The 26,624-nt window shown below is 61.9% G+C and carries 24 protein-coding genes; 5 read left to right on the forward strand and 19 right to left on the reverse strand.

Annotation, left to right across the window (positions count from 1 at the left end):
• Positions 1-19 precede the first annotated feature (19 nt).
• The 8 genes from DV733_RS15955 to DV733_RS15990 form a co-directional block, all read right to left on the reverse strand.
• Complete coding sequence (locus DV733_RS15955; RefSeq protein ID WP_049992969.1) at positions 20-895, reverse strand: hypothetical protein; 876 nt, start codon at positions 893-895, stop codon at positions 20-22.
• Between the two features lies 1 nt (position 896).
• Positions 897-1,694, reverse strand: a complete 798-nt coding sequence (locus DV733_RS15960) for a signal peptidase I (RefSeq protein WP_049992970.1) — start codon at positions 1,692-1,694, stop codon at positions 897-899.
• Between the two features lie 64 nt (positions 1,695-1,758).
• Entirely contained in the window at positions 1,759-2,070 is a 312-nt protein-coding gene (locus DV733_RS15965) for a hypothetical protein (RefSeq protein ID WP_049992971.1), read from the reverse strand.
• A complete protein-coding gene (locus DV733_RS15970; RefSeq protein ID WP_049992972.1) occupies positions 2,070-3,305 on the reverse strand; it encodes a hypothetical protein in 1,236 nt (411 codons plus the stop codon). The genes DV733_RS15965 and DV733_RS15970 overlap by 1 nt, the downstream gene beginning before the upstream one ends.
• A 123-nt stretch (positions 3,306-3,428) precedes the next feature.
• The gene (locus DV733_RS15975) at positions 3,429-4,175 is read right to left on the reverse strand and encodes a hypothetical protein (RefSeq protein ID WP_049992973.1); all 747 of its coding nucleotides are present in this window, start codon (positions 4,173-4,175) and stop codon (positions 3,429-3,431) included.
• A gap of 312 nt (positions 4,176-4,487) precedes the next feature.
• Positions 4,488-6,416: a choice-of-anchor L domain-containing protein gene (locus DV733_RS15980; RefSeq protein WP_049992974.1), complete on the reverse strand. Its 1,929-nt coding sequence runs from the start codon at positions 6,414-6,416 to the stop codon at positions 4,488-4,490.
• Positions 6,409-8,343, reverse strand: a complete 1,935-nt coding sequence (locus tag DV733_RS15985; RefSeq protein WP_049992975.1) for a hypothetical protein — start codon at positions 8,341-8,343, stop codon at positions 6,409-6,411. Before DV733_RS15985 ends, DV733_RS15980 begins: the two co-directional genes overlap by 8 nt.
• 20 nt (positions 8,344-8,363) lie before the next feature.
• Entirely contained in the window at positions 8,364-9,389 is a 1,026-nt protein-coding gene (locus tag DV733_RS15990; RefSeq protein ID WP_049992976.1) for a twin-arginine translocation signal domain-containing protein, read from the reverse strand.
• A gap of 345 nt (positions 9,390-9,734) precedes the next feature.
• Here DV733_RS15990 and DV733_RS15995 point away from each other — a divergent pair, with 345 nt between their 5' ends.
• Together DV733_RS15995 and DV733_RS16000 are read left to right on the forward strand one after the other, a co-directional pair.
• Positions 9,735-10,313: a DUF7344 domain-containing protein gene (locus tag DV733_RS15995; protein ID WP_049992977.1), complete on the forward strand. Its 579-nt coding sequence runs from the start codon at positions 9,735-9,737 to the stop codon at positions 10,311-10,313.
• 37 nt (positions 10,314-10,350) lie between these two features.
• Complete coding sequence (locus tag DV733_RS16000; protein WP_136342367.1) at positions 10,351-11,427, forward strand: DUF7344 domain-containing protein; 1,077 nt, start codon at positions 10,351-10,353, stop codon at positions 11,425-11,427.
• On the opposite strand, the gene DV733_RS16005 is transcribed toward DV733_RS16000, so the two are convergent.
• The 3 genes from DV733_RS16005 to DV733_RS17195 all read right to left on the reverse strand — a co-directional run bounded on the left by DV733_RS16005 (position 11,424) and on the right by DV733_RS17195 (position 15,480).
• Complete coding sequence (locus DV733_RS16005) at positions 11,424-13,907, reverse strand: S8 family serine peptidase (RefSeq protein ID WP_237560475.1); 2,484 nt, start codon at positions 13,905-13,907, stop codon at positions 11,424-11,426. The genes DV733_RS16000 and DV733_RS16005 overlap by 4 nt on opposite strands.
• Before the next feature lie 682 nt (positions 13,908-14,589).
• Entirely contained in the window at positions 14,590-14,766 is a 177-nt protein-coding gene (locus DV733_RS17190; protein WP_154019512.1) for a hypothetical protein, read from the reverse strand.
• Between the two features lie 405 nt (positions 14,767-15,171).
• Positions 15,172-15,480, reverse strand: a complete 309-nt coding sequence (locus tag DV733_RS17195; RefSeq protein ID WP_161569365.1) for a helix-turn-helix domain-containing protein — start codon at positions 15,478-15,480, stop codon at positions 15,172-15,174.
• 671 nt (positions 15,481-16,151) lie between these two features.
• On the opposite strand from DV733_RS17195, the gene DV733_RS16015 reads away from it, so the two are divergent.
• Positions 16,152-16,703, forward strand: a complete 552-nt coding sequence (locus tag DV733_RS16015) for an HTH domain-containing protein (protein ID WP_049992980.1) — start codon at positions 16,152-16,154, stop codon at positions 16,701-16,703.
• 90 nt (positions 16,704-16,793) lie between these two features.
• On the opposite strand, the gene purL is transcribed toward DV733_RS16015, so the two are convergent.
• The 4 genes from purL to DV733_RS16035 form a co-directional block, all read right to left on the reverse strand.
• Complete coding sequence (purL, locus tag DV733_RS16020; RefSeq protein WP_049992981.1) at positions 16,794-18,908, reverse strand: phosphoribosylformylglycinamidine synthase subunit PurL; 2,115 nt, start codon at positions 18,906-18,908, stop codon at positions 16,794-16,796.
• Positions 18,909-19,006: 98 nt separating this feature from the next.
• Positions 19,007-19,783, reverse strand: coding sequence for a response regulator (locus DV733_RS16025; protein WP_049992982.1), 777 nt, complete (start codon positions 19,781-19,783; stop codon positions 19,007-19,009).
• 46 nt (positions 19,784-19,829) lie between these two features.
• Positions 19,830-20,387: a hypothetical protein gene (locus DV733_RS16030; protein ID WP_049992983.1), complete on the reverse strand. Its 558-nt coding sequence runs from the start codon at positions 20,385-20,387 to the stop codon at positions 19,830-19,832.
• Between the two features lie 72 nt (positions 20,388-20,459).
• Positions 20,460-20,933 (reverse strand): halocyanin domain-containing protein, encoded by a 474-nt coding sequence (locus DV733_RS16035; protein WP_049992984.1) that lies wholly within the window; start codon positions 20,931-20,933, stop codon positions 20,460-20,462.
• A gap of 120 nt (positions 20,934-21,053) precedes the next feature.
• Here DV733_RS16035 and DV733_RS16040 point away from each other — a divergent pair, with 120 nt between their 5' ends.
• The gene (locus tag DV733_RS16040) at positions 21,054-21,281 is read left to right on the forward strand and encodes a DUF7860 family protein (protein WP_049992985.1); all 228 of its coding nucleotides are present in this window, start codon (positions 21,054-21,056) and stop codon (positions 21,279-21,281) included.
• 22 nt (positions 21,282-21,303) lie between these two features.
• Here the strand turns inward: DV733_RS16040 and DV733_RS16045 are convergent, their stop codons facing one another.
• A complete protein-coding gene (locus DV733_RS16045; protein ID WP_049992986.1) occupies positions 21,304-22,341 on the reverse strand; it encodes a tyrosine--tRNA ligase in 1,038 nt (345 codons plus the stop codon).
• Positions 22,342-22,421: 80 nt separating this feature from the next.
• Positions 22,422-23,807: a protein kinase family protein gene (locus DV733_RS16050; protein ID WP_049992987.1), complete on the reverse strand. Its 1,386-nt coding sequence runs from the start codon at positions 23,805-23,807 to the stop codon at positions 22,422-22,424.
• Between the two features lie 112 nt (positions 23,808-23,919).
• On the opposite strand from DV733_RS16050, the gene DV733_RS16055 reads away from it, so the two are divergent.
• On the forward strand, positions 23,920-24,357 hold the full coding sequence (locus DV733_RS16055) for a universal stress protein (RefSeq protein ID WP_049992988.1): 438 nt from the start codon (positions 23,920-23,922) through the stop codon (positions 24,355-24,357).
• 20 nt (positions 24,358-24,377) lie between these two features.
• Here DV733_RS16055 and DV733_RS16060 read toward each other — a convergent pair whose 3' ends face one another.
• Positions 24,378-25,310, reverse strand: coding sequence for a biotin--[acetyl-CoA-carboxylase] ligase (locus tag DV733_RS16060; RefSeq protein ID WP_049992989.1), 933 nt, complete (start codon positions 25,308-25,310; stop codon positions 24,378-24,380).
• Between the two features lie 35 nt (positions 25,311-25,345).
• Positions 25,346-26,593 (reverse strand): type III ribulose-bisphosphate carboxylase, encoded by a 1,248-nt coding sequence (gene rbcL / locus DV733_RS16065; RefSeq protein ID WP_049992990.1) that lies wholly within the window; start codon positions 26,591-26,593, stop codon positions 25,346-25,348.
• Between the last annotated feature and the right edge of the window lie 31 nt (positions 26,594-26,624).

Here is a 26,624-nt window from a genome sequence, read left to right on the forward strand (position 1 = left end):
TCACTCAGTGAGATACTCGTCACAGACTGGCCTGTAGCTCACTCGTCAGCTCGACTTCGAAGACACGAGCACCACAGACGTCACAACTGACTGCAGCGACGTCTACCGTTCGACAACACGATTCGACAGCTTCCTGCTCGACTGTCACTGACTGCCCACAGGCTGGACACTGTTCGACGAACATGCGAAGCGCGTTCAGAATGCGACTCCGGTTCAGCACGTGCATCGACGACCACGATTCGTGGAAACCAGACAGCGTCCGATCAGCAGCGATATCCGCGACGATAGCCGCGGTCGACTCCCACTGGCCAGCCTGGTGTCCATCGATTCTGAGTACCGCAGCCTCGCCGTAGGTGGACAGTGATAGTCGATCCGGGTCCTCGACGTCGAGCAGGCTCGCGATTGTCGTCTCGTCGACCTGCCGTTCGTCCATCGTTTCGATTCGTGCGTGCCACTCCCGACCGAACGAAGGTTCGAGACAGAGGTCGTCCACGCGGGGACACGCAGAGAGGACGCCAAGTCGCTGGAGGGAATCTTCGACGTCCAGGAGTTCGATCTCGTCGGCATCCGAGGGAGTCGACGGCGTCTTCTCGAACCACGCGAGGACTGGCTCTGGGAGGTATCGCTTCGTCAGCGTCGGCGTGTACGGAATCAGGTAGCCGCGTAGATAGATCGCCATCGAACCGACGAGGACGACGACGAACCCGAGACCGACCGCCGACGCTAGCGTACTCCCGCCGAACAAGAGTCCGAGCGCTATCGCCACGGCGAGTGAAACGGTGAGAACTCCGTTCACGATCGTACAGGGCACACAGCGATTGTCACCAACGTATTCGGGTTGGCGAAATCGGTCGACGATCGAACCGCCGACGTTCAGCAGCGACGACGAACCCATTTCACAGTTCCCCCCGTTCGACGTCGTCTTCGGACTCTCTGTCTTCCATCTCGTCGAATGCGATCCACTCTTGAAAGTCCGCGCCCGACGCTGCAGCGTTGGAATCATCTTCGATTGGCCTGTCGGCAGTCTCCGACCAGTTCTCCTCGAAGACGGAGCTCACCGCTACAGACGAGAGTTCGAAATCGACCACAGTGGCTTCGTCGTCGCTGGAGATTTCAGGAGCCGTCTCGTCATTCGGAGTCGATCGTTCGCCATGGTCTTCGGCATCTTCGTCGGGTCGCGATCCGAAGTACGCCACAGCGAGTTCCCACGATTCGCTCACGATCAATAGTGAGAGCGGCGTCAACACGAAGAAGATGATCCCCAGGTCAGTCTGCAAGAACGTGATCAGGACCCCGATTAGCGGAACCGAAAACAGCACTTCACCGACGTAGGCACGGGGTGGGACCAGATATGGATCTGGCTCCTCGTTGGCGATACCTTGCGTCTGAAAGAGTGTCTGATTGTCTTCTTCGACGATGTCGACGACCTTGTGCGTCGTCGTCCCTGTGCTGTCTGGAGTGTGATACGTTATCGTGTCGTTGATCTGGACGTGGTCAGGCGAATTCTGGTGGACGAAAACGACGTCACCGGAGTGGAATTCCGGCATCATACTGTTCGAGAGGACCACGTAGCCGCCGTAGAACGGGACGAACTGACCGATCACGTACAGCAGCAGTGGAATTACGACGATGAGGACAAGACAGATGGCGATTATCTGCACGACCCGCCGGCCCGACGGTCGCTCGATCGTCATGGCGTTGCCCCACTCTGATAGTGTTCATCGAACGATGCAGGAAGCCGGGTATCGAATGCGTACTTCATGGTCGATGGTATCGTGGTTCTGCAGCGGCCGGAGTCTCGACGACTCCAGACAGGAGTTTCATCGTACAGTCCTGATCGGAATTGCCGACACCACAGGATCCGTCGGAATTGCCCCCGGAATCCGTGTTTCCGGCCGAGGCGAGGACGTCGTTGGTGACGGTGTTTCCGGCACCGAACTCCGAGTCAGTCTCCAATGATATGCTCGAACGCTCGGCGTCCTGGAAGGCGCCGAAAGTGAAGCCACTGCCGAAGAGGACGACGACTGCGAGCGTCAGCGCGAGGAGTTTCAGCGACTCCGACCGAACCATCACTGTTCACCCCCGCACGTGTTCTCACAGACTGCTTCCCAGGTCTCCTCACCGAATTCGAACTTCACGCCACACCCGCTCGGGTCCTCCTCTGATGGATTCGGGCATGGATCTCTGGGGCACTGTCCGTACGCTGTCGCGTCCTGGCCACCGTCCCAGAGCCGTTTAGAATCGTAGTACGGATTGGTCGGCGTATCATCGCTGGCACTGTTGACGTGGACGCTTCCGGCAGTTTCCTGGCCGGCGTAGTGAAAGTTTTCGAAGAACTTGCCCTGGCTGGAGCCGTAATACAGTACTATCCACTCCGGTGGCACGTCGCTACTCCAGTCGAGTTTGAATGGATTCCCGTCGGTGTCGTAGTACGGCGTGAACCTGACGTCTCCAGGCGCAATGGTTCCGTCTTCGATACAGAACGCGACGAAACTGATCTCCTGAAACTCACACGGCGGACAGTCCTCGGTACAGTCGACGGAGCAGTCGTCTTCCCACCCCGGTGGTCGCGTTGGATCGGGGTCGTGTCGCCACTGCTCGGCGAACAGATCGACGTCGATCGTCAGTGAATCGCCGGTGATGCACGGATCGACGATCGAGAACTCGAATCCGAGACAGCAGGTGTCTCCTGGCTGGAGTGGGGCAGGTTCCTCGGTGGTCGGATCCCGGTCGAGAAGCACCCCCTCCCGAAGCGTCGTCAGGACGTCACAGAGGCGACCGGACGCGATCACCCGGCCGGAATCGACGACGCCATCACACTGCTCGTCGTACCAGACCGTCAGTTCGATGCCGCGCTCGAGGCCACACCCGTCTTCGGGACAGCTCGTGCGCAACCACAGCCAGGCCGGATTGTCAGAGAGTGCACAGCGGAGCGTCGCCTGCTGTGTCCCCCCGTTCGAGAGATCATCGAGGGAGAGTGATGCAGAATCGGCGTTCGGATCACAGGTCTCGCCTGGCTGTTCCAAACAGGTCGTCAGATCGAGCTCACCCGCCTGGACGACGTTCGGTTCGAGTGAGCCCCACGATTCCAGATCCCAGAACCCGCCGGACGGAGACCCGGAGCTTGAACTCGGGAGCGGCCCGGTCGTGGTCGACGTTTCGTCACCGTCGAACGCGACAGCGAGTGCCCCACCTCCAATCGCGCCTAGCCCCCCGATTGTTCCGAGCCCGGAGAGGATCGTTCGGCGAGAGACACGCTCTCGACGCCCACCTTCTGTATCCCCGTCGCCGTTATCTGCTGGCACTGAAATTTCCTCCGTTGAATCGCCGGCCGTGTCCAGTCATGCGTCGCACGCCCCCGTAAGTACTCGTTGGTTTACACAGCTCTATGACCTGTTTAGGAGGTCTTTACTCCCCTCCTGGACGTCTCAGTTCGAACATGATTCAGCCCGAAATCCGATCTGGAAGTCGACGCTGTCTGTCTGTGCGAGTACCGGATCGGTCGTTCCAGGATCGAACGACCACTCGATGCCGATGCAGAGTTGTTCATCCTGGCCGACACAGGAGTCACCGTCTACGCCGGGTGTCGCGTCGAGCGGCGTCCAGGTCGAGAGCACGTCGGCGACATCGGCGAGCGATCCCGCTGCCACCAGTGTCTCACCGGGATCGAAATCCCCGTCACAGCGACCAGCAAACTCCGTATCACCGATCATGATGCCAACGTCGTACCAGACGCGTAGCTGGATGAGGTTCTGTAGCTCTCCCTGGTCGACACTCGTATCTCCAGCCATCTGCTCGGGTTCGGTGATACCGTTCTCGTCGTACGAACTGACTGGGGCGACCAGCTGCATCGAGAGCTGAGCGGCGTCGAGAGTACTCTGCTCGCCGAGGGCGAGTCCGAAGTGCAGTCGGCCCGAATCCCCTGGCAGCACGTTCCGAAGGTCGACGAGCGGCCCGTTCACGTCGACGGGCGAGGCCTGGTCCTCGAGTTTCGTGTCGTTGTACCACTCCGCCCAGTTCACGAGGAGTTCGACATCCGATTGCTGGACGAGAAACTGCTGATTGTGGTCGACTTCCCCCGAGTCGATCGTGAGATACGCACCAGTCGTCGCCACGACAGCACCGAAGCTCCCCGTCGCGAGAAACCGTCGTCGTGAGAGGTCGTTCAGATTCATGGCTGGTCAATAGCGTCGTCGTGAATCGGTCGCCACCGGCTCGTCGATTCTCGTAAGGATATACCAAGAGTGTCCATAGTTATCCGCCGATTACAGCGGTGACAACCACCGGAAGACAATCGATACCCAATCGATCGGTTCGAAGTGATTCTGGGAACGTCTCCATAGCTACGCCGATCGATCGCACTGCCGGGTCGTGGTTCCGATGTGTTCGTATCCACACACTCTCCGGCGTCGAACGGAACGATCGCGCGGTCGAAGTTGACGCCGAGTCCAAGGGCGAGGACCACGGACTCGGGCCTTCCCGGCGACTCACTCTGGTGTCGGAGTATCACCACCCGGTGACTGGGCGTTGTTCTCGGCGTCTGCTTCGCCGAGCGTGCCGGCCATCGGTGCACCGTCGTTGCCGACGTTGTGACGGCACTGGATGGCGTCGAAGCCGAACTGGAACGCCAGCCGGTCGGTCTGGATCACGTTGTCGTTGACGCCGGGAATGTCCGTGGGCACCCAGCACAGAACTCCAATATACTCGGTGTCGGAGTTCTGATAACAGTAGGTTCCCTGGAAGTCCGTCGCGACGCTCCCAGCGAGCGAGTCCTGGGCGTTGAACAGGACGTCCGTGCCGTCCATCTCCGCGACAGTGCCAGCGAAGACCGCCGCGTCGGTATCGACGATGTCGCTGGGCTGTTGGGCCATCCCGATCTCCATGACGTAGTCTTCTTTCGTCGCGTCGTCGAGTTCGTCGTCTGGCGAGTCCTCCGTCCCGTCGGGCAGTTCGGTCTCGCCGGTCCAGATCTCACCGGGGATGTTGTCCCCGTCGTCGTACCAGATGACGCAGTTCATCACGTCGTCGAGTTCGCCGTCGTCGGTCTCTTCGGCGGGCGGGACGGTCGAGAAGCTTTCTCCCTCTATCAAGACCCAGGAGTCCAGCGAGTTATCGCTCGCGTCGGCGATGGCGAGCTTCAGCGTGTTCGTCTCACCGGGATTGACCTGTCCACTAACATCCAGGACGACGGTGAGTCCGTCCATCTGGGTGTCCAGACTGCCGTCGGTGTTGTCGATGTAGAGGTCCGAGTTCTCTCCGTTGTTGATCGAGTTGATCGTCACTGGCTGCGTCCCGTCAGTCGGATCGTCGACCGTCGCGACGTTCGTCCCGTTGACGAAGAACCCGAACACGTCCTCGAAGTTGGACCCGACGAACTCGTTGTACTCCTCGGAGCCGAAGACGTAGCTGAAGAACACCTCTTCGGCGTCGTTCGGGACTTCGAACTCGATCTCGAGGATGCACTGGTCGTACATCCCGAAGCTCGAGAGCGACGCGAGGTCCGGGTCGTCTGCCGGCTCTGTATCGACTGAATTTACGGTCAGGTTTGTATCGTCGTTCGGGCCTTCGACGTCGAACGCGTACCCGGAGCTGAGGATGATTCCCTCGTCGATTCCGATCGCGTCTGCGCCGTCGGTGAACGTCCCTGCAGATTGTTCAGCACCCTGATAGGTGACGTTGGTGACCGTGATATCACCCGCACCAGAGACCAGCGTGTCAGCCAGATCCTGTGGCGTCAGACTCCCGGCGAGCGTGTCGGTGACTGTCGGACTGGCGGCCGCAGCACTGCCGGTCGCCGCACCGAGGCCGACGAGCCCCGCAGCACCGAGAGCCGCACCCTTGAACACCTGTCGTGCCGAGAGGGTGCTGTCGTCCTCCTCGTCCTGCAGGCGCCGCCTGAGCGCGTCACCCAGAAGGCCTGCTGCCCCGAGACCGAGTCCCGCAGCGTACGGATCGCCGTCGGACTGGTCGGGCGTGTGGCCGTTGACCTTGTCCTCGGGTTCGGTGATCCCGTTGTCTTCGTCGGCGTGTTCCTGATAGTGCCACCCCAGGAACGCGGGGTTGCCGTAGACGTGCGCCGACAGGGTCGCTTCCATGACGTCGCCGGGTTTGACGTCCGTCAGGTCGATGATCGGTCCTGGCTGGTCGACCATATCCGGTTCGCCGTCTTCGTTCGTGTCGCTGATCGCGATCAGCTCGTCGGTGCTGTCGATCCAGTCGTAGTACCGAACTTCCCAGTCGACGCCCAGATCCAGCTCGCCACCCTGCAGGACGTTCGGATCGGACTCGTTGCCGAACTTCTCTTCGTCCCACAGCAGCGACGTCGTCGTCGCGCCGCCGATGAGACCGGCGCCGCCCATGACTCCCAGACCGCCGAGGATCTTGCGCCGTGAGAGTCCGTTGCTGTCGTCAGTCATCGTTGGCGTAGTGCTGAGCGTTGTTTTCGGCGTCGGCTCCCGGGAGCGTCTGGACCGGCATTCCGTCCTCGTTGGTGTTGTGGCGACACTGGACGGCCTCGAAGCTCACCTGGAACTCCAGCCGGTCGGTCTGGACGATGTTGTCGTTGACGCCCGGGATGTCGTAGGGGAGCCACCACTCCATCGCGACACAGCCGGTGTTCGACGGCGCCTGACAGTACTGGCCGAACTGCTCGGCGGCAGCGATGCCAGTCGCGTCCGGTCTGAGGAGCACGCAGTCTTCGAGACCGTTCCAGTCGCCCTCTTGCTGTCCGCCGATCAGTTCGTTGATCGGCATCGGGCCAGCGATGATCTCTTCGCCACCGGCGGAGCTACAGACCACTGTCTGGACCGTCTCGATGGCATCTCCGAGTTCGCTGTAGTTGGCTGCGAACAGCGGGTTGAGACCCTCAGTCGCCAGGGCGTTGGCGTAGTCGACGTCGTCACCGCTCGGATCGGCGTTGACGATCACTGGCAGAATGTCGACACTGTCCAGTTGTGCGTCGTCGGCGGTCTGCTGTGCCTCTGCCAGAGTCGTCTCACCGGGTTTGCCGTCAGTGAAGACGACGATGAGCTTGCGGACCTCTCCCGGGAATGCGGCGTTCCCACTGGGATCGATTCCCTCTTTGCCGCTGCTCGCGCTGACGAACGCGTCGGGCAGCAACGCGCGGTGAGCCCGCTCGATGCCGGCCGGGACCGCCGTCCCACCGTCCTCCGTGTACGGGCGCTCGGCCTCGTACTCGTTTCCGCCGGTGTTGTTGACGGGGTCTTCGGTGACGAAGTCGGGACTGAAGTCCGTGTCCGGCCCAAAGAGGTTCTTGAGGTCCTCGTAGTCGGCCGCAGTGTTGCCATCGTCGTCGCCGGCGTTCGCGGCCGTGAGCGCGCGGTCGAGGTTGGCGTCGAGACCGCCGTCGTCGAAGCCGACCTGCGTGCCGTCGTCGTCGTCGCCGTCGTCGAGGTTGTCCAGGTGGTGCAGGTTGACCGCCGTGCTCACGCTTCCGACCTCGATGTTTCCACCGCCACAGCTGGCGATCTCCGAAAGAAGGTCGACGTCCGAGCCGAGCGCCGGGTGATCACCCATGTGGGCCTTGATCGCTTCGAGGCGGGTGTTGTCCCCGGCCTGGTTCGCGTCACCGGGATTGTCGTCGACGTCGGGCGTGCCGGAGAACGGCTCCCCCATCGACTCGGAGACGTCGGTCACGAACATGACCTCGATCTCCCCGCCCTGATGGAGATTGTCGCAGTTGCGGTCGTAGAACAGCTTGGCCTGGATGTGGTCTCCCAGGTCGCCGCCCTCGGTGCCGTCAGACTCGTCGGGCGTGTGGCCGTTGACTTTGTCTTCGGGTTCGGTCAGCCCGTTGTCTACATCTGCGTGGACTTCCCCACACATCGAGACGAATCCGGGGTTGCCGAAGAGGTGGTAACTGAACGTCACCTCACCGAAGTCGCCCGGTTTGACGTCTTCGAGTGTGACGACCGGGTCGGGCTGGTCGTTCGGGCTATCTGGCCCGGCTTCTTCTTTGACGAGGTCCTGTTCTTCGATAATCGTGTCCAGCCAGAGAGCGTTGAAGTCTTCCTGGGGGACGGCGATCATCGGATTGTTCGGGGGGAGGTAGGCCTCTCCTTCCTGCAGGTCATCGAGACTGTCGATACGCCGGACGTCGTACTCTGTCTCCGCACCGAGCCAGTCGACGTAGTGTTCTTCCCAGTCGACCGCGAGGTCGAGTGCACCGGCCTGCAAGACGTTGGGATTCGACGCGTTGCCGAACTTCTCTTCGTCCCACAGCAGCGACGTCGTCGCTGCACCACCGAACGCGCCGGCCGCACCGATGGTGCCGAGCCCACCGAGTAGCTTCCTGCGCGAAAGGTTTGATTTGTCGTCGCTCATTGTCCTATCCCGTCACCCCGTTAGGTCGGGTCCGGGGTAGTCGTGCCACCCTCGGGCGAGTTCGCGTTGTTCTCGGCGTCGGCGTCCGCGATGGTGTCGTCCATCGGGAGACCGTCGTTGCCGACGTTGTGGCGGCACTGGATGGCGTCGAAGCCGAACTGGAACTCCAGGCGGTCGGTCTGGACGATGTTGTCGTTGACCCCGGGGATGTCCGTCGGCAGCCACACCAGTACCGCGATGTATTCTGTGACCGAGTTCTGGTAACACGCGGTGTCGGGGAACTCTTCGGCGACGGCTCCCGAGTTCGAATCGCGGGCGTCGAAGCGAACGTTCGCCCCGTCGAGACCGGCCAGGTTGCCGGCGTAGACGACTGGGTCTGCCCCACCGAAGGCATCGGCTGCGCTCTGTATGGAAGCGACGTCCATCACGTACTCTTCTTCATCGATAACGAGTTCATCTCCCTCATTACCGTCTCCATCGGTAATATCCGGGAGTACCTCGTCCGGGAGGTTGTCGCCGTCGTCGTACCAGATGACGACCTGCAAGTACTCGTCGAGGTCCCCGTCTTCCGTCCCGTCGGACTGGTCTGGGTCGTGGCCGTTGACCTTGTCCTCTGGTTCGGTGATTCCGTTGTCGGTGTCGGCGTGCTCCTCGTAGTGCCATCCCAGGAACGCGGGGTTCCCGAAGATGTGCGCACTCTGGGTGACCTCGAGCACGTCGCCGGGCTTGACGTCCTGGAGATTGATGATGGGCCCTGGCTGGTCGACGAGGTTCGGGCCCTCTTCGACGACGACTGCCGGGTCCTCGACGTCGTTACTGCTGAACGTCGGGTTGTCGATCCAGTTGTAGTACGTCCCTTCCCAGTCGACTTTGAGATCCAGTTCCCCTGCCTGCAACACGTTCGGGTTGTCCGCGTTACCGAATTTTTCTTCGTCCCACAGCAGCGAGGTCGTCGCTGCGCCACCGAGCGCCCCGGCGCCGCCGATAACGGCGGCTGTGCCGAGGAGCTTTCGTCGTGAAAGCGGTAGTTTGCTATCTTCTGACATTGTCTTTCCTCGATTGTTGACGGTCACGGTGGGCCCCCACTATCCCAGGCGCCACCCCGCGACCTGTGAAAACAATGCACAATGACTTCCGTAGTTGTAAACTGCCTATCAAATTTAGCCTGGCCGAGTCGAGGCTTACGACGGCCGTTCGACCGGGTTCTGGCGTGGTAAACGAATGTTACGGACCTGTCTCGACAACCGATAGCCTCGCAAGTGAACGCGTCTGATACGAGTTCGAAGACCACTGCGTAGGGGCAGTTTCTCGGTCTTCAGTCGCAGGTAGACGGTTTCTACCGAGAGTAGTCAGTGGCAAACTAAGTGACTCCCACGGCAGTATTACGCTCAATGCCACGGATCGGTTCAGCGCGCTGGACCTCGCTCCCGTCCATCCGGTCTCGCTCAGAGGCCCTCTCCAGAGAGACGGTGTTCGAGATGCTGAAGAACACCCGGCGGCGGTACGTATTTCACATCCTCAGCCAGCGAGCCGAGCCGATCACACTGGCGGCGCTGAGCGAGGAGGTGGCTGCCCTGGAATACGATACCGAAGTCGAGGACCTGGACGGCGATCAACGCCAGCGAATCTACGTCTCACTCCGGCAGACACATCTGCCGCGGCTCGACGAGGCGAACGTCGTCGACTTCGACGCCGAGGCGAATACGGTCGCACTGGCCGAGAACGCGTCCGACCTGCAGGTATATCTCGAGACAGTCCCGGACGACGATATCCTCTGGGCACAATTCTATCTCGGGCTGGCGGGGGTCGGCGTCGGACTCCTCCTGTTTCTCTGGCTCGGCGTCCCGCCCCTTTCGACGTACCCCACACTCGTCGGGACCGTCATGCTTGCCGTCCTCGGTGGGTCGGCAGTCGTCCACCATCGCCATCTCCAGCGACGGCGGCTCGGAACGGGTGAGTCACCGATATGACCGCAGCACATGACCACGACTCCGGGGGTGGGTGATCGTGGCCCAGAGCGTCCCCGATGGCCACGCCGACGACGAGACGGACGTCGAGACGGACAGCGTCGTCTCGCGAGACGACCTATTCGAGATGCTCGGTAACGACCGACGGCGTCGTGCGCTGGAGATCGTCATGGAGCGCGAGGGCGGTGTATCCGTTACCGAACTCGTCGAAGAAGTCGCCGCGCAGGAATACGACAAACCGGTCGATGAACTCAGTCGATCCGAACGGAAAGCTGTCTATACGGCAGTCGTCCAGCGACACTTGCCGAAACTCGAGGATCGCGGTCTCATCGCACGCGATCACGAGGCCGGTGAAGTGGTTCCATCGGAGACGCTCGTGGACCTGAACATCTACTTCGAGATTTCCGGCGACGGTCGGTTCCCGTTCAGCGTCTACTACGTCGGACTCTCGGGACTGGGAATCGTCCTGCTACTGGCTGCTTCGTTCGGCCTCGAGCCGGTCGATGCGTTCTCGCCTGTGACCTGGTTGTCAATCACACTGGGAATACTCGGCGTGACAGCGCTGGTTCACCTCCACCGGATGCGACGGATGCGTGTCGACCCGACGGGGAGCGAGGATGTCGAGAAGGAAACAGACGATCGAGTCGTGCTGTCGGTGTTGGCGTCGGGAATCGCAGCGACTGCCGGCGGCCTCGTCGGGGGGGCAGCGATGTGGGTAATCCTCCACCACGTCATGTTCTTCACTCCGGTGATCATGGCCGTCTACGGGTTCGAGACGAGTGACCCCACGATCCTCGCCCACCTCGGTCACAGTCTCGTCTTCGCGGCGGTGTTCGCTGCACTACTCACCCGAGAGCAGTTTCGGCTCGTCTCACAGACGGTCGGGGAGACAGTCGCGCTGGGGATGCTGTACGGTGTCGGCCTCTGGTTCGTGGCCGAAGGGGTCGTCGTTCCGGCCATCTCGGGCGTGGTGCTGGCGACGCAGTTCGAGGTCTTCGGAGTCGACGTGCTCTATCTGCCACTGGACGGGCTCTCAGCCCACGTGATATTCGGGGCACTGCTCGGCGGCGTCTACACGTACACGCGCCAGAGGCTCGAAGGATCGATCGAGGGCTAGCCCGTGAATTCGACCTGACTTCCGGTATCGACCTGTCCGTCCGAGCTCTCTGCGACTGCCTGGTAGACGTAGGTCGTACCGTAGCTGTCGTAGAAGTTCTCGCTGAAGGCTCCGGTCGAACGTCGCGTCTGGGTGTCGGTCGTTTCGAGCGTCGAGGACTTCGCTCCCTTCTCCCAGTACTCGAAATACACAGTCGCGGAACTTGCGCCACCGAGATTCGAGACGGAACCATTCAGAGTAGCACGGAGCCAGGTTTGCTCGACAGACCCCGTCTCGACGGTCAGTCCGCCACTACTCTCGCGCTCGGTACTGAACGCGACCGCCGATCCGGTGTCTGAGTCGCCATCACTTGCGTCGGCAACAGCCCGGAATTCGTAGTCCGTCCCTGTGCTGAGGCCCGACAGAGTCTCACTGAACGAGCCGGTGGAGGACAGCGTCTGGCTTGTCGTCGTTTCCCAGGTAGCGGTTCCGCGTTGTCGATACTGGAAGTAACATTCAGCCGACGTCGCGCCGCCGAGGTCAGTCAGCGATCCCGCGAGTGTCGCCGAGGACTCCGAAACGCTCGATATCGAGCCGGTCGAGACGACGACAGACGTGTCCTGTGAATCAGTCGTGAACGAAACAGTCGAACCGGTGTCCGAATCGCCGTCGCTAGCGTCGGCAATCGCCCGGAACTCGTAGTCTGTCCCCGAGCTGAGATCCGATAGATCCTCAGTGAACGACCCGGTTGAATCGAGAGTTTGTCCCGGCGTCGTGGCCCAGCTATCGGCGCCGCTCTGACGGTACTGGAAGTAACATTCGGCAGAACTCGCGCCGCCAAGATCGGTGACCGAACCGGACAGTGTTGCTGCCGAGCTGGAGACACTCGAGATCGACCCCGTCGAGACGACGACAGTCGTGTCTTCCTGGTCAGTGCTGAACGAGGTAGCAGAACTGGTCGCCGAGTCACCGTCACTGGCGTCGACAACGGCCCGGAACTCGTAGGAAGTATCTGATTCGAGGGCCGTCACGTCGGCACTGAACGAACCGGTCGAGGTACGAGGTGTCGAGGTCGTCGTATTCCAGGTTGACCCACCACTCTGTCGATACTGGAAGTAACATTCGGCAGAACTCGCACCGCCGAGGTCGTCGAGCGATCCGTTCAGCGTCACAGTCGTCGTACCGAGGTTGGTGGTACCTGCAGTGCTGACGGCGAGCGTCGCCGTCGACTCGGTCGTGAACTCGACTGTGCCGCCGTCTTTCCAGGCACCGTCCGAGGCCTCACCACGCGCTGCGTAGACGTACGTCGTGCCCGAAGCGAGATCGGTCGCCTTCTCGCTGTACGAGCCGGTGCTGTCGAGAGAGTCCAGACCGACGAAGGTCGACGTCGAGGACTGACTCCCCTTCTCCCAGAGTTTGAAGTAACAGCCGGCACTGTCGGCGCCGTCGAGTGATTCGAGGTATCCGTTGAGCGTTGCCTGATCGGTCGTGACGTTCGTCGGTTGGTCGGTCTGCATCGTGAATTCAGAAGTCTGTGTGTCGTCGAGTGCTGCGTCGACATCTAATAATCCGCTTCCCTGTTCGGTCGAGGAGAGGCCGATGTCTTCGGCCGTCGAGTTGAGTCGGTCGCGCGCTTCTGTCGCCGTGTACCCATTGGCCACCAAGAGCCCAGCCGCACCCGCGACGTGTGGCGTGGCCATCGACGTGCCGGACTTGTACACCGTTCCGCCTGGGATGGTCGACCGAATGGACGCGCCAGGTGCGGCGATCTCGACCTCTATCCCGGTCGACGAGAAGCTCGCCAGGTTGTCGTCTGAATCAGTCGCCGATACGGCGATCACTTCAGAATATGCGGCCGGGTATTTAACACAATCCTGACACGGGCCGGCGTTCCCGGCTGCGGCGACGAGCAAGACGTCCCGCTGGGTGGCATACTGGACCGCGTCGTAAATGGCACTGGAACCGGAACTCGCGCCGAGACTCATACTCGCAACGTCCCAGCCCTGGTCGGCGACGTACGTGATCGCGCTGGCGACGTCGGAGTAGTTGCCGTAGCCACTGCAGCCGAGCACTTTGACTGCGTGAAGGGTCGCGTTCGTGGCTACACCGACGACACCGGTTTCGTTATCGATGGCATCAGCGATGCCCGCACAGTGTGACCCGTGGTCGTTGTCGTCGTCCCACGGCTCGATGCACGAATTGCCGTTCGTCGTACTGCAATCGCTGTCGTCAGGGTGGGTTCCGCAGCGGACAAATGCTTTCCCGGCTCCGAGGTTCCCCTGGAGATCGGGATGGTCACTGTCGATACCCGAGTCGATGATAGCGATGTGAGCACCGTCACCGGTCGCGCCGTCATCGTGGGCGACATCTGCGTCGACGCGGTCGACGCCCCATGGGAGACTCTCGCCGAGTGCCTCCACGAGACCATCTCGTTCGACATATCTGACGTCCGGTCGATTCTCCAGCGCCTGGGCGGCTGCCTCCGAAAATCGGCCAGCCACCGCTTTCCCACGCGAACCGAAGTCGAGCTCTCGCTTCACAGCGTCTGCTTTCGAAGTAACTGCACTCGCTGAGAAGCCCGGTTTCGTCCCGACGATATAGCGGTCGTTGCCGCCTGACCGCGACGACGCACCGGCGCGCCCAGCGACCGAGCCGGCCGCCAGACCAACGCCGAGATGCTGAAGGATTCCACGCCGACTTATTCGTTCTGTTCCATCTGACATCGTGTCTGGAGAGAGGTCCGATTTTCGGAGTCTTAAGCCTTGAGAACCAATTATCAGGGTTAGTAACGTACAATTCTGATGGAAATTATGTCGGTGATTCGGGATGGTGTTTTCCCTCCGAGTAAGGAGAGATTACCGAAGACTGCAGTAGCGAGGTCGGGAGTAAAAAGTGGTTGTTTCAGGCACACCTATTGAAGCTGTCATAGATTTCCGTGCAATGATCACTATCAAATGTTGTTTTTCCAATCAATTCGAGCATGGAGGTTCAAATCTCGTATTCTCCTCCAACAGCGATCCGACAACACGCAACCAGATATATACGTAAAGATATAATTACTGGCGAAGTTGGATCCCTGTAGTGCATCTTTTCCTGGCTAGAAATTTTCAGTATCCAGTTCAGTGTGGGTAGACATCGAACGGCCCTATCGAAACAGCAACCTGGTCCGGGATCGTGGGTGACTCACTCGGAGCGGTCCACCGCAGTGATCTCCACACCGAGATCGAACCGTCCATCGACGTCGATATCCCACCCACCTTCGACATCGACATCTCCATCTACTGCGCGATTCAATAGTGCCGTCAGCTCTGCCTCGAATTCTCTGACAGTCATCTGTTCGTCGGCGTCACAGTCCGTCATCAGGTTGTCTCCAGTTGGACTGTAGAGAAGTTTGCGAGACGGTCATTAATTGGGGGATAGTGACAGATACAGAACTCCCACTACTTTAAATCACCTGTTTATCTGCCATCGGAAAATCTCGTCCTCAGGCGTGGGCTGAACTGATAGCCCGAACTCGCATCGATAGTCGATCCGGTCCAGGGTGTCCTCGTCGGTTGTCTCTCTCGAAAAGATCGAAAGGGATGGACCGTGGGGGTGGGAGCACACGGGGAAAACACCCTTTCCGTACTTTCCACGCGGAAAGCAGTTCACATTACAGACTCGGCCAGATTCAGTTCGATCATTGGACCTCCAAGTGAATGAGAACAGGTTGGGATTCACTGACCAGAACTGATTGTCCGAAAACTGGCGAATACAGATCACGCCTCACTGCCCAGTGAGCTGTAGGCGATCCTTCGTGTCACCCTCGGTGAGAAACGACTGGCTGAGCGTCTTCATCGCGCGCCGAATCCGTGCCGAGACTGCCTGGTCCGAGATACCGAGTTCGTCTGCTAGCTCGACCAGGGTTGTCCGTCGCGGAACGTCGAAATACCCCTTCTCTAGAGCGAGTTCGATCGTTTCGTGCTGGCGTGGACTCAACAACTCCGTCGGCATCTGTCTGGCCTGGCTACTGACGACTCGATCGATGGACAGAGAGACGTTCTGGTCTGCACATTCCCGCTGGAACCGACTCACTGCGTCGTGTGAGTCAAACTGAAGCCGGAAATCCCACTGCTCGGCTGTGCCTCTGATCTGAACGACATTGATATCGGTGTTGCACAGACAGCCCAGGAACCCCTCCAGCTCGTCGACCCATTCGATTCGATAGAGCCCTTTTTTGTCGTCGAGCTGGACTCTATGTGCCGCTTCCACATTCGAAGTATTCTTCAACAGGCGCTCGAACAATGGCTGTTCACAAGTATACGCCCAGAGATACGGTTCTGCACTCTCCCCGACTGGTACTGACCGATCGAAGTGAACTCTGACGTCTCGCAAGTTCGACAGGGACTGGCCAAGGTCGAACTCGAGGCTCTGTACGGTCAGGTCAGTCAAAACGACCATGTCTCGGTCACCCACACCGACGACTGACAATCCACCCATTGACCCATCCGTCTCGAATGTCGTCTGCTCCCCCAGGCATCGTACTAATGTAGATGAACGTGAATGATTATAAATCTATCAATCTGACAAGTACCTGAATTTTACCCCGAGAGACAGTACTGGGACGGAAACGCAATCGCTCCCCGATTGGTGGTCTGGTGTGACTCGGCCCACGCATCATAGCTACGATAGGCAAAAACACCTTGGAAAATCATCCTCCAGAACGATTCCGTGTTCGAGTCATAGATGCTATCAGGTGTTTCTCGATGCGAGAATACAAGCGGCCCGACCTCGAATTGTACGTTCGCTCTCTTGGCCCTGACGTGGCCACGGAGGACCGAGAGGCGGTCATCGAACGATTGCAACGGCTCGACGGCGAGGACGCCATCGGTTCCTACCGGGTGCGCATCTACGGGAGCGGACTGCTCCCGAAAAGCGCGTCAGCGCGGACCGGGGTCGGGATGAAACTCTCGCATCGTCTCTTCGTTCTCAAACAGTGGGCAGCCGTCAACGACGGTGACCACAGACACTTCGTGGTGACCAGAGACAGGGAGGTCGGTACTGGTCCGCGGACACACTCGTACGTCTTTCCCCAGATGGTTCTTCTGGAGTACGACTCGACACGACTACAGTTCGGAACGCCGTTCGAGAAGGCAAATCGTCGTTATACCATCGAGGAACACCTCGACGCGCTAGACCCCGGTTCCCGGACTGTCCTCCCAGCCAGACAGACCGCTGTGGGAATCGAAGACCCGGTTCGAACGGGACAGCGAAACGTGCCAGTCGATCAGCGATCCCCCAGCCCCCAGCGACCGTGAACAGAGACGGATCGGAGCAGGCCCATCAGCAGCTCGACAGCAGTGCGTAGCCTGACTGGACCAGTGAACGATCCTGTGACGCCGTGTTCTCTACGCCAGTTCGGCTTCGATAACCGAACGCAACTCGGCCACGGAGGTCGCAGAGACACGAAGCGACTCCGTGCCAGCATCGACCGAGAGCGCACCGGTGTCGTCGGACACACCGAGTTCCGAGACGGGTGCGGCATCCTCGAAAGCTGCCCGGACTGCGTCGGGATCGGTTGTCTCGATAACGACTCGTCCGGGCTGCTCATCGAACAGAGTCGATGGATCGTCGACTGAAACGGCGGCGCCTGCGTCCTCGGTGAGCATCTCCGCGAGCGCGACCGCGAGACCGCCGTGACTCACGTCGTGCGTGGCGTGCGTACTCTCGAAGTCCGCGACCGTCGCAATCGTCTCGATCAGTTCGCCGGGGTTGGTCGGGAGTTCGGGGAACCGATCGCTGCCACCGAGGCGAGCGAGCAGTTCCGAGCCACCGAGTGCAGGCTCGTCGTCGGTGCCCCCGACGATCAGGAGCGTTCCCTCACCCGAGAGGGCCATCGGCGGGGCATCGTAGCCGTCTTTCGTGCCGACCATCGCGAGCGTCGGTGTGGGCGGAATGGGGCCCGAAACTGAATCGTTGTATAGCGAGACGTTCCCGCCGACGACCGGAACGCCGATGGCTCTACACATGTCGGCGAGGCCGTCGACGATCCCTTTGAAGCCGCCGTAGACGTCGGGCTTCTCCGGGTTGCCACCGTTGAGACAGTCGACGGCAGCCAGCGGCGTCGCCCCCTTGGCCGCGATGTTCGTCGCGTTCTCCAGGCCGACGGCCTGTGCGCCCTGATACGGTGCGGCGGTGGTCCAGTTCGGATCGGCTCCCGAAGAGATCGCGAGCCCCTGCTCCGCTTCTCGGATGGCCAGGAGTGCCGCGTCGTCGCCTGGTGGTGTGGCCGTCCGGACCTGGACCTCGTGGTCGTACTGCCGATACACCCAGCGTTTGCTCGCGGTGTTGGGCGCGCCGACGACCGTCTCGAACGCGTCATCGAGGTCGTACTCGGGCACGTCTTTCTTCGGCTCCGGGGGTTCGACGTGTTCGAGGTCGTTCATCGGTGCACCCTCCCCGAGGAACTCGGCGTCAGCGTCGACAACCGTCTCACCTTCGAACGTGCAGTGATAGTTGCCATCGGTGACCTCGCCGATGACCGAAGCCTGCATCTCGTAGCGCTCGGCGATCTCTTGCACTCGCTCGACGTTCTCCGGCGTGACCTCGTAGACCATTCGCTCCTGTGACTCACTGAGCAGAATCTCCGTCCCGTTCATCCCCGGCTCGCGCTGGTGAACCTTCGAGAGTTCGATATCGGCACCGAGACCGCCCTTGGCGACCAGTTCCGAGGAGGCACCACCGAGCCCGGCCGCGCCGAGGTCGCGGGCGGACTCGATCATATCCTCGTCGATCAGTTGCTCGTTGGCCTCGATCAACAGTTTCTCGCTATATGGATCGCCGACCTGGACCGCCGGTCGATCCTCGGTCTCGGCATCCTCAGCGAGATCTTCGCTCGCGAACGAGGCCCCACCCATGCCGTCGCGGCCAGTCTCGCGACCGAACAGGACGAGTTTGTTTCCGGGTTGCTGGGCCTCAGCCGTCACGAGCCGGTCAGCGTTCGTCAGGCCGACGCAGGCGACGTTCACGAGCGGATTGCCCTCGTAGTCGTCGTGGAAGGCGACGCTGCCCGCGACGGTCGGTACGCCGATGCAGTTGCCGTAGTGGCTGATCCCCTCGACGACACCCTCGAACAGATAGCGGGAGTGTTCGCGGTCGAAGTCCCCGAAGTAGAGACTGTCGGCGAGACCGATCGGGTAGGCCCCCATCGAGAGGATGTCCCGGACGATGCCGCCGACGCCCGTAGCCGCGCCGTCGAAGGGGTCGACGTAGCTGGGATGATTGTGGCTTTCGATCCCCATCGCGATGTAGGTGTCTTCATCGAGTGCGACCACACCAGCGTCGTCGCCGGGTGGGATAACAACGTTCTCGCCGTCGGTCTCGAACGCGCCAAGCAGGGGCCTGGACGAACGGTACGCGCAGTGTTCGCTCCAGAGGTTCTCGAACAGGGCCGTCTCGGCCTGTGTGGGTTCGCGCCCGAGATGCTCTGAGACGATCTCGTGGTCGGAATCGCTGAGGCTCATTACCGGGTTCTCGCGCAGGCGCGCTCAAAGCGCTTTCCATCACGAGATGCGACCGGGTGCATGCGCCGGCTGGCGGTCGTGAATCTCGCAGGCGTCTATCACTCCGTCTCGAGAACGCGCCGGGCGACCGCCTGAGCGACCTGTTGATCCCTGTAGATTCCCGGAGCGGTGGCGACGACGGCTCGTTTGACAGTCCCGTCGAATGCGCGAACTCGAAACTCGGTTTCGGGGGCGGGATCACCATCTTCGAACAGCTTCCTGAACCTCCCCAGGGCCTCGTCGCGGTCGTCTTCGACCAGTAATTCGGGCATCGTGACGCCGTCGAGTGCGGTCGCATCGGCCACTTCGAGAAAGTCCAGGGCCGCGTCGTTGACGTAGGCAATCGAGCCACTCTCTTTGAACAACATGACCGGGACTGGGGCGGTATCGATGAGGTTGTGATAGCGTTCGTCCGCCGCAGCGGCCGCCGACTGGGCACGCTGGCGATCGACGACGTTCTTGATCCGGTTGGCCAGGACCTCGTACTGGTCGGTCGTCGCCTCTTTCTGGAGGTAGTCGTCGACGCCTGCGGAGATGGCGTCGCTGGCAATCTCTTCGCTCCCCTTGCCAGTGTAGAGGATGAACGGCAGATCGGGATACTCCTTGCGGAGCGAGCGGAGAAATTCCAGGCCGTCTTTGTCGGGCATGTCGTAATCACTGACGACACAGTCGACGCCGTCCTGGCGAACGTACTCGATGCCTGACGCGGCGTCGGTCGCCGTCTCGACGTCGAGCCAGCCGTGTCTGTGTTCGAGAAACTCGGCGACGACCTCACAGAGCCCCGGCTCGTCGTCGACGTGGAGGACAGTGACCGAATCAGACTGATATGCCGTCATCTACCTAGCGGCCAATGAGTCGCCGGGAATAAATCATCTTGGGCGTTCAGAACGGTAACTCGGTCCCACGCTCGGTCGACACCTCACCGTCTTCGTCGGTGCCGAGTCCGAGATCGTGGCGGACATCACCCGTCTCGACGAAGTGTTCTTCGAGCGCCTGGAGTCGTTGATTGACCAGCGCACTCTCGTTGAGCATCTCGTCGACACGCACCTTCACACAGTCGAATTCGTGAGCGTCACGCTCGCCGTTGAACGCCCGGAACGCGCCCACGGCCAGTGAATCCCCCTGCGGGCAGAACTCCGTGGTCGGCGTGAACTCCGCCAGGAGTATCGAGGGATCATCCGGGTCGCGGGCGTACCGGAACCCAGCGTCGGGGTGGCGCGTATCTCTATTGAGCTTCGCGAGATTGTATCCGAAGGTGACGTCGTAGACGCCGCGTTCTTCGAACACCTCGCGGGCCATCCGATGGACTGCGATGTGGTCGTCGCCGGTCAGTATTTCGACGTCGTTCAGAAACGATCCGGGTTCGGGGAGGTGTTCGGGGACGAACGTGTCCTGTTCGTCGAAGGTGTCGCCACCACCCAGTGAGGGGATGCCTGGCATGTGCGGTGGTTCGGACTCCCCCTCCCTCAGCGTGGTCCCGAATATGTTCGCCGCGGTGAATCAATCGATCCGTCACTCGACGACGACAGCGCCTTTCATTCCCTGGAACTCGTGCGGATTACACTTGTAGAGATAGACACCGCTCTGTTCGAACGTGTGGTCGTAAGTGTGGCCCTCCTCGGCCGTGAGACTCGAATTGAGCGGTCCTCCACCCTGGGAGGCAACGTTGTGGGCGTTCCCACGGCCGGTCCACCTCCAGGTCACGGTCGTTCCAGTCGACACCGTGATCGCCGGCGGCCCGAACGCGTAATAGCTCCCGTTCCCCTGCACACCGACCGTCACTTCGATTTCGTCTCTACCTGTGAGATCGACCATCGTCCCGTCGAAGTTCGACGAAGCCGAAACGTAGTCGCTGACTTCCTCGGGTGCCGAGACGGATTCGGCCTCGTAAGTCGTCCGGTTCACGTCGCCGCCGCCACAGCCGGCTAGCGCTACACCTGCCGAACCGCCGAGTGCCGCGAGGTATCGGCGTCGCGAGAGTGTCATCACCCGGAATCTGGGGACTGGCGATAAAAGCCGCTGTCGATATTCCCGACAGGTGAGAACCGACTGGGTCGGAAGGACGAGTGCGAAACATCGATAGTGACCCGCGTTCGACGGGGTAGTATGACACGAACCAGCAACCTCGATCACGCGTTTCTCGCCAAGACCGGATTCTTGCTCGGACTCGGGCTGTTCGCGTTCGGCGTCGGTGGTGAACTACTCGGCCACTCCGTATTCCAGAATCTCCCCGCCTGGGAGTACACGCTGTTCAGCTACTCCGAAGTGGCTGGTCTCGTGATCGGCTTCTTCTCGCCGTGGGTCTTCGGCGTGGCGCTGCCCCTCCTCGAATAGCACGCTCGGTCTACCGGCAGCCTCAGTCGTACTTCTCGGGGTAGGCTTTCGCCAGTAGCTCGGGCTCGTCGTCTAGCCTGGATCGGATCGGGTCGATGACTTCGGAGATGTACTCGCCGGCCGCGTTCTTCAGGTCCTGGGGGTGGAGGTCTTCACTCATGAAGTCGTCTTCGAGTTCGTCGTAGCTCTCGTAGACGAGGTCGCCCCCGTACTGCTCGGGGCGCTCGACCACGAAGTCCTCTCCACGCTCCTCGAGGATCGGGAAGACGAGATAGCGGACGTATTCGAGGACGCCGTTGTCCTCGACCTCGCCCATCGGGCAGTAGGCGTCGTTCAGTTTGTCCTGAACGGCGTCGGGCGAGTCGTTGAGATTGACCTTCGAGGATTCCTTGGAGGCGCTCATCTTCCCACCCGAGAGCCCAGACAGCAGGGGCGCGAAGATACAGATCGGGGCTTCGCCACCGTGATCGGGCAGAATCTCCCGAGAGAGCATGTAAATACCGCGCTGGTCGACCCCGCCGTAGGCGATGTCGGCGTCGAGGGCGTCGACGTCCAGGGTCTGCATGAGCGGGTAGAGTAGCCCGCCGAGTTTCGGTGAGTCGGATTCACGAACGACCTCGCTCGCGGCACGCTTGGCCCGGGAAATAGTCGTCTCGGCAGCCATCCGCAACAGTTCCAGAGAGTAATCCTCGTCGAGTTCGAAATCGCTGCCCCGGACGAACTCGATCTGTTCGGGATCGGCCCCCGCAGCCTCGATCATCGCCCGGATCGTCGTCTCGTAATAGCGCGAGCGGGCTTCGAGCAGGTCGAAGGGACTCTTCTCGTCGTCCAGGTGTGCGTGGAGGTCGGCGATGAGAACCGTCACGTCCAGGCCAGCCTGGATGAAGTCGGCGAGCTTGCGCATCGTCGTGAAGTGGCCGATGTGCATCTCGCCGGTCGGGGCGTAGCCGATGTAGGCGCTGGGCTGGTCGCGGTCGGCCAGTCGCTCACGTAGCTCTTCGTCGGTGACGACCTCCTGGGTGTGGCGGGTCGTCAGGTCCACACGCGCGTCCGTGTCCATACCACAACGTTGCCCCGGCGGCGGGTAAAACGGTTGTTACTCCGGCCGGAGACCGACACGAGTCCTTTCGGCCGGGTGATCTACCAGGCGAGCGCTTCGGCCAGGTCGTCTCTGAAGTCTTTGACCTGGGTGTAGCGCTTGCCCGGATCCGTCGCCATCGCCTTCGAGACGGCCTCGTTGAGACGATCGGGAACGTCGACGACCGAACTCGGCGGCTTGGGCGGACCCGAGCGGATCGCCTCGGGCAGCGAACTCGCGCTCTCGAAGGGGTCGCGGCGGGTGATCGCGTAATAGGCCAGTGCACCCAGGCGATAGATCGGCGTTCGATCGGTCCGGCCACCGTCGAGTTCCTCGGGCGCGCTGTAGTGACCCACGGGCGTCTCTCCGAGGGAGCGTTCGACCTGATTCGTCAGGCCCCAGTCGGCGAGTTCACCGCTCCAGCCGCGACTGACCGCGCGGACCTGGACGTTGTCCGGTTCGGCTCCGCGGAGCGGCACGTCGTACAGCGTCGCTGTCTCGTAGGCGCCAGCGATGTCGTCTGCGATGTCGACCCGCGTCCGCAGACCGAACTCGTCGATCTGTTCACGGAGGGGCGCCTCTCCGGCGTCGAACGCGACCCAGGGCGAGGGGCCGATCCCATCGTCGTGAACGGTCGCGACGTGGTTGTTGTCCGCGATGGTCTTCCAGTTCTCGACGACGTCCAGGAACGCGTCGACGACGTCGCGGTCGTCACAGAGTTCGGGGTCGAGGGCCACGATAGCGGCCTCACCACCGTCGTCCCAGCCAGCACGATACCGGCGAAGCGGGCCTTCCGTCGGGACGACCTCGACGTCGGTCAGGTCGGGAACCGCAGCGGCCAGCGCACTCGCGGGCGTCGTCCCGGAGGTGACGCCATCGCTGTCTGCCTCGTCGGCGAGTGGTCCGGTCTCGTCCTCGACGATCTTCTCGCGGTCGAATCTGACCCCGGAGGAGTCGATCTCGTTACGGACGAACCGATGGTCGATCGTCCGCCGCTTCGTCCCATCAGGATCGTACAGATCGAGGTGTTTGAAGTCGTAGGTCTGTTGGACCTCCCGGCCGTAGCGGGCCGCAAGTTCCTGATCGTCGGTCGCGTAAAACGGGACGTCGCCCACCTTCGGAAGGATGACCCACGTCTCGGTCATGGCGTCGTAGCGGACGTCCAGGTGTTCGAAATCCGGGTTCCAGTACATCGTCCGGACGCTCGCGTCGCTATCCCAGCGCAACAGGCAGGGATGGCCGCGCTCGTCCATCCGGCGTTTGCCGGCCCGGAGGGCGTCCATCTGTGTGTCGTGGACGGAATAGGTCTCGCCGTCACGCCGCCCGGTGTTGTATGCTTCGAGGATCCAGTGAGCCCCGCCTTCGATGATCTCCAGCGGCGGCCGGTTCGGCGGTGGCTCGAACGTCTTGGGTTCGGACGGAGCCGGCGGATCAGCGCGGGGCGACATCGGAGTATCTGAGCTTTGTCTTGGATCGGCAAGTAGGTTGCCCACCCCGCCCACGTGGTGAGATCTCCGTGAACAGTTAAGCCGCTTCCAGAGAGTGTGCTAGACGAGAGCAATGTACGATCACATCCTGCTCCCGACGGACGGCTCTGCTGAGATGGACGCCGTGATCGAGCACGCAGTCTCGCTGGCGGCCGTCCACGGCGCGGAGATCCACGCCCTGTACGCACTCGATACAGCCGCGTTCGGCGCGCTCCCGATGGAAACCTCGGCGGACGCGATGGCGTCGATGCTCGAAGAAGAGGGTGAGGCAGCACTCGAGGCCGTCGAGACCGCTGCCGGAGACGACGTCCCCGTCTCACGCGAGGTCGTCGACGGGTCACCGAGTCGACGTATCGTCCAGTACGCCCGCGAGCAGCCGATCGACGTGATCGTGATGGGGACCCATGGCCGCGGGGGGCTCGATCGACTCCTGCTCGGCAGCGTCGCGGAGCGAGTGGTCAGGACCTCGCCGGTTCCGGTGCTCACCGTCCGCGTCACCGACGAAGAGTAATCGCGTCTCTCGTGGGTCGATCAGTCGTCGACGGGGCGCAAGTGCTCACAATCGCCGGCTGTGACGGTGCGTCGGCCGCGCCCCGTCTCGATGACGAGCGTCCCCGGGAACGCGACGTCGACCGCTTCGCCGACGATGGTCTCCGACTGTGTCTCGACGCGGACGCGCCGACCGAGCGTCAGTGAGTGATCCGTCCAGGCCTCGAGCACCGAATCGGGCGCTCCCAGACGGTCGTCGAGTCCGTCGAGCAGCGCCTGGGTCAGCGTCCGTCGATCGACGTCACCGACGAGCGCCCGGAGGCTGGTCGCACCTGCCGGCAGCGCCTCGGGATCGACGTTCGCGTTCAGACCGATCCCGACGATCAGCCAGTCGATCCGGTCGTGTTCGCCCGCCATCTCCGTGAGGATCCCGGCGAGTTTTCGTTCGTCTTCGCCCACCAGCACGTCGTTTGGCCATTTGATCCCGGCCTCGACGCCGACGGTCTCGACCGCCTCGACGACGGCGACGGCAGCTGCGAGCGTAGCGATCGGCGCGTGGGCCGGTGGGAGGTCGGGACTGCCCAGTAGACTGCACCAGATTCCCCCGCTCGGCGAGGCCCACGCGCGGTCGAGCCGACCTCGACCGCCGGTCTGTTCGTCCGCGAGGACGACGACGTCCCTGTCCCCGGCCTCGGCACGCTCGCGAGCTCTGGCGTTCGTGCTCGGGATCGACTCGTGGAATTCGATCTCGTAGGGGGCCTCGAGTCCGTACTCGACCGCCAGGCCGCCGAACTCCGGGCTCGACGCGAGCGCGTAGCCCGCCTCCCTGCTCTCGATATCGAATCCAGCCTCTCGGAGGGCTTCGACGTGCTTCCAGACTGCAGTCCGGGAGATGTCCAGATCGGCGGCCATCTCGGGGCCCGACACAGGCCCCGACGCGAGCGCGTCCAGCACCGCCCGACGTGTCTCCTGCATGGCCGGCCATACGCCCGGCCGGACAAAAATACCGGCTACCGCGTGCCCTGAGTTCCCCAGCGATCCAGCGCCGTCGCCAGTTCGGGCGAGTCCTCGGCCGCGGCCGACAGCGACCGTCCCTCGACAGTCGCGTCGATCGCCGCCCGGAAGGCTTTCGCGCCGGCGTGGCTCCCGTCGGGGTGACCGTGAATACCGCCACCGACCTGGACGGCGAGGTTCGTCCCGAGCGCGTCGAGCAAGTCCGGGACCAGCCCCGGATGGAGGCCGCCCGAGGCGACCGGGAGGACGTCGGTCAGGCCGTGCAAATCACTCGTGAGCCACTCGTTGATGCCCGCCGTATCTTCGTTTTCGAGTTTGCCCAATCCTGCGGTCCCGGTGTGGAGCTGGTCGACGCCACAGAGTCGTGCGATCTGGGCGAGCACGCGCATCGAAACGCCGTGGTTCGGGACGCGGTCGAACGCGGCGTGCATCGCGCGGTGGGCGTGGATCGCCAAGCCATGTCTCTCACAGCGGTCCCGTACTTGCTCGACCATCCCCCAGCCGGCGGTGATCACGTCGACCATGACGTACTCACAGCCGTGTTCGGCCGCCAGATCGACCCGTTCGAGCATCTCGGGTCCGGGGCCGGTGACGTTGACCAGATAGCTCTTTTTCTCGCCCGTCTCGTCCTCGGCACGATCGCGCATCGCGAGGCTCTCAGTGAGGCGATCCTCGTAGGAGTTGAAGCCCTGGTCGGTGAGGTTCTCGTCGTCTTTCAGCAGGTCGACGCCGCCGGTCCAGATCTCGTAGCCGATCCGGGCGTGCTGGTCGGTCGAGAGTCCGACCTTCGGTTTCGGGACGCTGGCAGTGATCGGCCGTTCGCCCGCGTCGAAGAGCTCCGCGCGGACCGACGAACCGAACTGCGGACCTGGGAAGCTCCTTGCCAACGACTCGGGCCACTCACAGTCCAGCAGGCGGATACGATCGACCGCTTTCATGCCCATGATATTCCCGGCGATACACGAGAGGACCTGTGCCATGCTCCCGGGTTCGAACAGGGCGTCGGGGTAGGCGACGCGCACTCGCCCCTCGGAGACGTCGAACGCCCGCGCGCTCAGATCGGTGATCGTCCCTTCGACCTGGAGTTCGGCCCAGGTTCCGTTCGAACTCTCGGAGGCGACCCGGCCCGCGACGGCGTCCACGTCGAGTCCGTCGGCTGGCTCGACGGCGAACTCACAGACGAGATCGTCCGCTGCTGGGTCGTAGTCCCGATCGAGAAAGTCCGCGTAGCTGATGCCGGCCATACTTCCATGGTAGGGCGTGACATCCTATAAA

Source organism: Halapricum salinum (assembly GCF_004799665.1).
Classification (GTDB): Archaea; Halobacteriota; Halobacteria; order Halobacteriales; family Haloarculaceae; genus Halapricum; species Halapricum salinum.

Bases quoted from the DNA above. Each gene is read 5' to 3' on its own strand.
- DV733_RS15990 (WP_049992976.1), bottom strand. From the start codon at position 9,389: ATGTCAGAAGATAGCAAACTACCGCTTTCACGACGAAAGCTCCTCGGC.
- DV733_RS16040 (WP_049992985.1), top strand. From the start codon at position 21,054: ATGACACGAACCAGCAACCTCGATCACGCGTTTCTCGCCAAGACCGGA.
- DV733_RS16035 (WP_049992984.1), bottom strand. From the start codon at position 20,933: ATGACACTCTCGCGACGCCGATACCTCGCGGCACTCGGCGGTTCGGCA.
- DV733_RS15980 (WP_049992974.1), bottom strand. From the start codon at position 6,416: ATGACTGACGACAGCAACGGACTCTCACGGCGCAAGATCCTCGGCGGT.
- DV733_RS15965 (WP_049992971.1), bottom strand. From the start codon at position 2,070: ATGGTTCGGTCGGAGTCGCTGAAACTCCTCGCGCTGACGCTCGCAGTC.
- DV733_RS16045 (WP_049992986.1), bottom strand. From the start codon at position 22,341: ATGGACACGGACGCGCGTGTGGACCTGACGACCCGCCACACCCAGGAG.
- DV733_RS15995 (WP_049992977.1), top strand. From the start codon at position 9,735: ATGCCACGGATCGGTTCAGCGCGCTGGACCTCGCTCCCGTCCATCCGG.
- DV733_RS15960 (WP_049992970.1), bottom strand. From the start codon at position 1,694: ATGACGATCGAGCGACCGTCGGGCCGGCGGGTCGTGCAGATAATCGCC.
- DV733_RS17190 (WP_154019512.1), bottom strand. From the start codon at position 14,766: ATGACGGACTGTGACGCCGACGAACAGATGACTGTCAGAGAATTCGAG.
- DV733_RS15955 (WP_049992969.1), bottom strand. From the start codon at position 895: ATGGGTTCGTCGTCGCTGCTGAACGTCGGCGGTTCGATCGTCGACCGA.
- purL (WP_049992981.1), bottom strand. From the start codon at position 18,908: ATGAGCCTCAGCGATTCCGACCACGAGATCGTCTCAGAGCATCTCGGG.
- DV733_RS16030 (WP_049992983.1), bottom strand. From the start codon at position 20,387: ATGCCAGGCATCCCCTCACTGGGTGGTGGCGACACCTTCGACGAACAG.
- rbcL (WP_049992990.1), bottom strand. From the start codon at position 26,593: ATGGCCGGCATCAGCTACGCGGACTTTCTCGATCGGGACTACGACCCA.
- DV733_RS15975 (WP_049992973.1), bottom strand. From the start codon at position 4,175: ATGAATCTGAACGACCTCTCACGACGACGGTTTCTCGCGACGGGGAGC.
- DV733_RS16055 (WP_049992988.1), top strand. From the start codon at position 23,920: ATGTACGATCACATCCTGCTCCCGACGGACGGCTCTGCTGAGATGGAC.
- DV733_RS16050 (WP_049992987.1), bottom strand. From the start codon at position 23,807: ATGTCGCCCCGCGCTGATCCGCCGGCTCCGTCCGAACCCAAGACGTTC.
- DV733_RS16015 (WP_049992980.1), top strand. From the start codon at position 16,152: ATGCGAGAATACAAGCGGCCCGACCTCGAATTGTACGTTCGCTCTCTT.
- DV733_RS16060 (WP_049992989.1), bottom strand. From the start codon at position 25,310: ATGCAGGAGACACGTCGGGCGGTGCTGGACGCGCTCGCGTCGGGGCCT.
- DV733_RS15985 (WP_049992975.1), bottom strand. From the start codon at position 8,343: ATGAGCGACGACAAATCAAACCTTTCGCGCAGGAAGCTACTCGGTGGG.
- DV733_RS16025 (WP_049992982.1), bottom strand. From the start codon at position 19,783: ATGACGGCATATCAGTCTGATTCGGTCACTGTCCTCCACGTCGACGAC.